This window comes from Streptomyces sp. Ru72 (assembly GCF_002920635.1).
Lineage (GTDB): Bacteria > Actinomycetota > Actinomycetes > Streptomycetales > Streptomycetaceae > Streptomyces.
The window spans coordinates 1-217 of record NZ_PQSR01000274.1 but is presented as its reverse complement, the minus strand read 5'-3'; the positions used below and the strand labels follow the sequence as shown (position 1 = coordinate 217).

General features: G+C 66.4%; 1 protein-coding gene. It reads right to left on the bottom strand.

The window, feature by feature from the left end; translation table 11 throughout:
• Positions 1–8: 8 nt before the first annotated feature.
• Positions 9–217 (bottom strand): transposase (locus tag C3488_RS39885; RefSeq protein ID WP_146067903.1); only part of this gene is annotated, 209 nt, incomplete at its 5' end.

The window sequence follows — 217 nt, the reverse complement described above, 5'->3', positions numbered from 1 at the left end:
AAGAGGTCCTAACAAAGGCGTTGGACGTGGCGGTAGGTGATCAGGCAGGTGGCGAGGCCGAGGAAGGCTTCGTGGATGTCGTCGCGTCGTTCCCAGCGGATGCGCAGGCGGCGGAAGCCGTGCAGCCAGGCGATCGTCCTCTCGACCACCCAACGGAAGATGCCCAGGCCAGAACCGTGAGGCTGGCCACGTTCGGCGATCGCCGGACGGATGCCGC